General features: G+C 72.5%; 1 protein-coding gene and 1 pseudogene. Both read left to right on the top strand.

The annotated features are described in order from the left end of the window. The first annotated feature begins 13 nt into the window (after positions 1–13). Entirely contained in the window at positions 14–4,606 is a 4,593-nt protein-coding gene (locus tag IG75_RS0135420; RefSeq protein ID WP_051715627.1) for a type I polyketide synthase, read from the top strand. Beyond that, a pseudogene (locus tag IG75_RS38760) lies at positions 4,603–6,284 on the top strand (type I polyketide synthase); the annotation flags it as partial. The gene IG75_RS0135420 and the pseudogene IG75_RS38760, both read left to right, overlap by 4 nt.

Raw genomic sequence — 6,284 nt, 5'->3', positions numbered from 1 at the left:
GATCGCGGCGGCGTTGGCGGATGCGGGGTTGGTGCCGGCGGATGTGGATGCGGTGGAGGCGCATGGGACGGGGACGACGCTGGGTGATCCGATCGAGGCGCAGGCGCTGATCGCCGCCTACGGCGGGGACCGCGCCGACCGGCCGCTCCGGATCGGCTCGCTGAAATCCAATATCGGCCACACCGTCGCCGCGGCCGGGGTGGGCGGGGTGATCAAGATGGTGCAGGCGATGCGCCACGAGATGCTGCCGCGCACCCTGTACGCCGACGAGCTCAGCCCGCATGTGGACTGGTCCTCCGGCGATGTCCAGGTGCTGACCGAGGCGCAGCCGTGGCCGGCCGGCGGGCGGGTGCGCCGCGCCGGTGTCTCGTCGTTCGGCGTGAGCGGCACCAATGCCCACGCCATTCTGGAAGAAGCCCCCGCGCCCGTGGCTCGGACCGAACGACCGGCGCCGGTGGCCGGCGCGGCGACGGAGTTGCCGGTGCCCCTGCTGGTCTCGGCCTCGTCCGCGGCGGGTCTGCGGGCCCAGGCACAGCGGCTGCGGGACTGGTGGATCGCTCACCCCGCCGCCCCGGCGTGGGATATCGCCGCGTCGCTGGTCGAATCCCGGGCGAAACTGGAGTGGCGGGCCGCGATCGTGGGCGCCGACCGCGAGGAGTTGCTCGCCGGCCTCGCCGGTGTGGCCGCGGGCGCCGATTCCGCGGCTGTGGCCGAAGGTGTGGCCGGCGCGGGCCGGACCGCCTTCCTGTTCACCGGGCAGGGCGCCCAGCGCGCCGGAATGGGCGCGGACCTCTACCGTTCGTTCCCGGTGTTCGCCACCGCGTTCGACGAGGTCTGCGCGGAATTCGCGCCGCTGCTGGGCCGTTCGCCGAAGGAGCTGGTGTTCGACCCGGCCGACCCGGCCGAGCTGGACCGGACCGAGTTCACCCAGCCCGCGCTGTTCGCTTTCGAGGTGGCGCTGTGGCGGCTGATGGAATCGTTCGGGCCGGTACCCGATCTGGTGATCGGTCATTCGATCGGGGAACTGGCGGCCGCCTACGCCGCCGGGGTGTGGTCGCTGCCGGATGCCTGCCGGCTGGTGGCCGCCCGCGGCCGGTTGATGGGGGCCCTGCCCGCGGGCGGGGCGATGACAGCGGTCGCGGTCGGCGCGGCGGACGCCGCGGAGCTGCTCGCGGGATACGGCGACCGATTGGCGCTCGCCGCGGTCAACGGACCGGGCTCGGTGGTGTTCTCCGGCGATACCGACGCGGTCGCCGAGATGGAACACCGGGCCGCCGCCGCGGGGCACAAGTACAGCCGGCTGCGGGTGAGTCACGCGTTCCACTCGGCGCGGATGGAGCCCATGCTGAACGAATTCCGTGCGATGGCCGCCGGACTGACCTACCACCCGCCGAAGATCCCGGTCGTCTCGAACCTCACCGGCGCGGTCGCCGGGACCGAGTTGACCGATCCGGAGTACTGGGTGGCGCAGGTCCGCGGATGCGTCCGGTTCGCGCCCGGAGTCGAGGCGCTGGCCGCCGCCGGGGTGCGGCGGTTCGTGGAGATCGGACCGGACGCCGTACTCACCGCGATGACGCGGCAGTGTCTCGCCGACATACCGGGCGCCGAGGCGAAATCGGTGGTGATCGCCGCGGCCCGGCGTGCGACGGCCGAACCCGTCCAGTTCGTCGGCGCGCTGGCGCGGGCGCAGGTGGCCGGGCTGCGGGTCGACTGGGAGCCGCTGTACGCCGGGCGCGCGGTGGCGCGGGCCGCGCTGCCCACCTACGCGTTCCGGCATCAGCGGTTCTGGTTGCGGCCGGCGGGCGACACCGCGGCGAGCGGCTCGGGCCATCCCGTGCTGACCGATGCGGTGCGGCTCGCCGGTACGGACGAATGGCTGCTCACCGGCCGGTTGTCGGTGCGTACGCATCCGTGGCTCGCCGATCACGTCAGCCACGGCGTACTGGTCGTGCCCAGTACCGCGCTGCTGGAGCTGCTGCTGGTCGCGGGACCGCGGTTCGGTTGTTCCGGGGTCGCCGAACTGACCCTCGAGGCGCCGGTGCTGCCGCCGGACGACCGCGGGATCGACCTGCAGGTGCTGGTGAACGAGGCCGATGAGACGGGCCGGCGCCACTTCGTGTTCCACTACCGGGTCGCCGGGGACGACGGTGCCGAATGGGTGCGCAATGCCAGCGGCATCCTGGCCGGGGAACGCCCGGCGGCGGAACCACTGATGGACCGTCTGCGTGCCGAACCGTGGCCACCGCGCGACGCCGAACCCGTGGACCCGGACTGGATTCCGGCGCATATCGCGGCGGCGGCCGGGCTCGAGTACGGCCCGTCGTTCTGCGGGACCGAGCGTGCCTGGCGGCGTGGCGACACCGTGTTCGCCGAGGTCGCGCTCGATCCCGATATCGATCCGGACGATTTCACCGTGCACCCGGGTCTGCTGGACGGGCTCGGGCACGCCGCGCTCGCCTGCCTGATGTGGCCGGACCTCGACGGCGACCCGGACCTCGGCAAATTGCTGTTCCGCTGGGCGGGTGCGCGATTCCACGATGTGGTGCGACCCGGCCCGCTGCGGGTGATGGCCGTATCGAAGGGTCCGGACGCCATCGCCCTCGCGGCGATGGACGCCGCCGGCAATCCGGTGGTCTCCATCGACGAAGCCGTGATGCGCACCTATGACGTCGACCGGTTGCGCGCGTCGTCGACCGGCGCACCGACGGTCCTGCGGCTGGAGTGGACCGAGGTGGCGCCGGCCGGCGAACCGTCGCCCGGCGCGCTCGCCGCGCTCGGACCGGTACCGGTGACCGGTGTGCCGGACCGGTTCCCGGACCTCGGCGCACTGGCCGCCCACGCGGGCGAAAGGCCCACCGCGGTGCTGTGGTCCGTCGCCGCCGGCGCGGTCGCACGCAACGGCGAGACCGTCGGTGCGGTCCACGACCGGGTCCATTCGACCCTGCGGACCCTACAGGCATGGCTGAACAGCGACGCCGCGGCGGGTACCCGGCTCGTGGTGCTCACCGGCGACGCGGCCGGGCTGCCCGGGGCGTCCCCGGATCTCGCCGCCGCGGCGGCGGCCGGGCTGGTCCGCAGTGCGCAGGCCGAATTCCCGGGACAGATCGTGCTGCTCGATCTCGCGGCCGCCGACCAACCCGTCGCGGCCGAGGTGGTGCGGCGGGTGCTCGCCTCCGGGGAAGCCGAGGTCGCGGTGCGCGCGGGCACCGTGCTGGCGCCGCGACTGGTGCCCGCGGCGGAACCCGCCGGGGTCCGGCCGGAGTTCGGTACCGGCACCGTACTGATCACCGGAGGCACCGGCGGTCTGGGTGCGGTGCTGGCCCGGCATCTGGTCGCCGAACACGATGTCCGGGACCTGCTGCTGGTCTCGCGTGGCGGCGAGAACGCGCCGGGTGCGGCGGAATTGAGCGCGGATCTGATCGCGCTCGGCGCGCGGCCCCACATCGCGGCCTGCGATGTCTCCGATCGTGGCGCGGTGCGGGCGCTGCTCGCGGCGATCCCGGCCGAGCGACCGCTGACGGCCGTGATCCACGCGGCCGGCACGCTCGACGATGCCACCGTCACCACATTGACGGCCGAGCGGGCAGATCACGTCCTCGCCCCGAAGGCCGATGCGGCCTGGATCCTGCACGAGGCCACCCGGGAGGCGGACCTCTCGGCGTTCGTCCTGTTCTCCTCCGTCGCCGGTGTGCTCGGCTCGGCCGGTCAGGGCAACTACGCGGCGGCCAACAGCTTCCTGGACGCGCTGGCGATACGGCGCCGGGCCGAGGGGTTGCCCGCGGTCGCACTCGATTGGGGGCTGTGGGAGCGGGTGGACCACGGCGGTATGGCCGGGACCTTGGACGAGGCCGGTATCGCCCGGCTGGCCCGCGCCGGAGTGCACCCGCTCGGCCGCGCGGACGGCCTGCGCCTGTTCGACACCGTCGCCGGGTTCGGTGCGGACCCGCAGACCCCGCCGGTGGTGGCGCCGGTGCGCTTCGACGCGCGGGCACTCGCCCGTGCGGGACACGGGGAGACGGTGCCGACCGCGCTGCGCGGATTCGTCCGGAGTACGGACCGGGCGGACGCCCGGCGAACACGGGTGTTCGCGCTGGACCGGATCCCGGAGGACAAACGTGAGCGGGCCGTCGCCGATCTGGTGCTCGAACAGGCCGCGGCGGTCCTCGGGCATCCGTCGGCCGCCGATATCCGGCCCGAGCAGGGCTTCGACGAACTCGGTTTCGATTCGCTGGGCGGCGTGGACTTCCGCAACCGGTTGTCCGCGGTGACCGGACTGCAGTTGCCGTCGACCCTGGTCTTCGACTACCCGACGCTCGCCGATATGGCCGGATACCTGCACGAGCAGCTGGCCGCGGTGGCCTCGGCGGCACCGGCCGCCGAGATCGCGGTACCGGGCGCGGATCTCGCCCGGCTCACCGAACTCGTCGACCGGGTGCTGGCCACCGCCGGCGACGACGAGACGACGCTGACCGCCCTGCTGGGGATCGGGGACCGGCTGCGGTCCCATCTCGGCGGCCGGTGGCCGGCCGACGAATACGACGACCTCGCCGCGCATTCGAGCGACGAGCTTTTGGATCTGATCGACGAGGAGTTCGGCCGAGCATGAGCAACGAGGAACGGCTCACCCGGTACCTGCGGAAACTGACCGGGGACCTGCGCGCAGCCAACAAGCACATCGGCGAGCTCGAGGAGCGGGCCTCCGAACCCATCGCCATCGTCGGGATGAGCTGCCGCTATCCCGGCGAGGTCCGGACCCCGCAACAGCTGTGGGAGTTGGTCGACGCGGGAACCGACGCGGTGGGCCCACTGCCCGCCGATCGCGGCTGGGACCTGGAGCGGCTCTACGATCCCGACCCCGAGGTGCCGGGCACCATCTACACCAGGGAGGGCGGATTCCTCCATTCCGCACCGGATTTCGATGCCGGTTTCTTCGGGATCGGCCCGCGGGAGGCCGCGGTGATGGATCCGCAGCAGCGGCTGATGCTGGAGGCGTCGTGGGAGGCGCTGGAAGACGCCGGAATCGACCCGGTGTCGTTACGCGGTAGCGATACCGGCTTCTTCGCCGGTGTCTTCCACCAGTACTACGGTCCGCGGGTCGGTTCGCCGGAGCTGACGGCCGAAGCGGAAGGGCACGCCTATCTGGGCGCGGCCAGCTGTGTGCTGTCGGGCCGGGTGTCCTACACCTTCGGTTTCAAGGGGCCGACCCTGTCGGTGGATACGGCGTGTTCGTCGTCGTTGGTGGCGTTGCATCTGGCGTGTCAGGCGTTTAAGGCGTTTGCGGCGGGGGCGGATGGTACGGGTTTTTCCGAGGGTCTCGGGATGCTGGTGCTGGAAAGGCTTTCGGACGCGCGACGGCTCGGGCACACCGTGCTTGCGGTGGTGCGTGGCACAGCGGTGAACCAGGACGGGGCGAGCAAGGGTCTCACGGCACCCAACGGACCCTCGCAGGAACGGGTCATCCGGGCGGCGCTGGAGAACGCCGGACTCGAACCGGCGGATATCGACGCGGTGGAAGCTCACGGTGTCCGTTCCGGTTGGGTTCGTTGAAGTCGAATATCGGTCATACCTCGGCGGCGGCGGGGGTGGGTGGTGTGATCAAGATGGTGCAGGCCATGCGGCACGAAAGTCTGCCGCGCACCCTGCATGTGGATGCGCCGACACCCCATGTGGAGTGGGACCCGGCCAGGGTGCGGTTGCTGACGGAGGCGGAGCCGTGGCCGGTGGGGGAGCGGGTCCGGCGGGCGGGGGTCTCCTCCTTCGGGGTCAGCGGCACGAATACGCACGTGATCATCGAAGAACCGCCGGCCGAACCGGTCGCGGAGCCGACCGTGGCGCCGGAGAGCACCGGTGAACCGGTCGCGGCGGACTCCGCCGGGCCCGATCCGGACGCGCCGGTGGCCGAGCCCACGGTCACCTCGGACGTCGTGCCGTGGATGGTCTCGGCCAAATCCGAGCCGGGACTGCGAGCCCAGGCCCGGCGACTCCGAGACCACCTCCTCGCCGACCCCGCCATCGACCTCTGGGACGTGGCGTACTCGCTGACCACCTCCCGGGCCCTGCTGGACCACCGCGGTGTGGTGGTGGGCCGCGACCGCGCGGAGTTGCTGGCCGGTCTGGACGCCCTGGCCGAAGGACAGACCTCGGAAGCCGCCGGTGTGGTCGCCGGGGCGAGCGGTGCCGGGCGCACGGCGTTCCTGTTCACCGGTCAGGGTGCGCAGCGGGCCGGGATGGGCCGGGAGCTGGCCGCGGTGTTCCCGGTGTTCGCGGCGGCGTTGGAGGAGGTG

Origin of the sequence: Nocardia rhamnosiphila NBRC 108938 (assembly GCF_000720425.1) — a bacterium.
GTDB classification, from domain to species: domain Bacteria; phylum Actinomycetota; class Actinomycetes; order Mycobacteriales; family Mycobacteriaceae; genus Nocardia; species Nocardia rhamnosiphila.
Note: the sequence above shows the minus strand (reverse complement) of the source record. Positions and strands in the feature narration are given on the sequence as shown.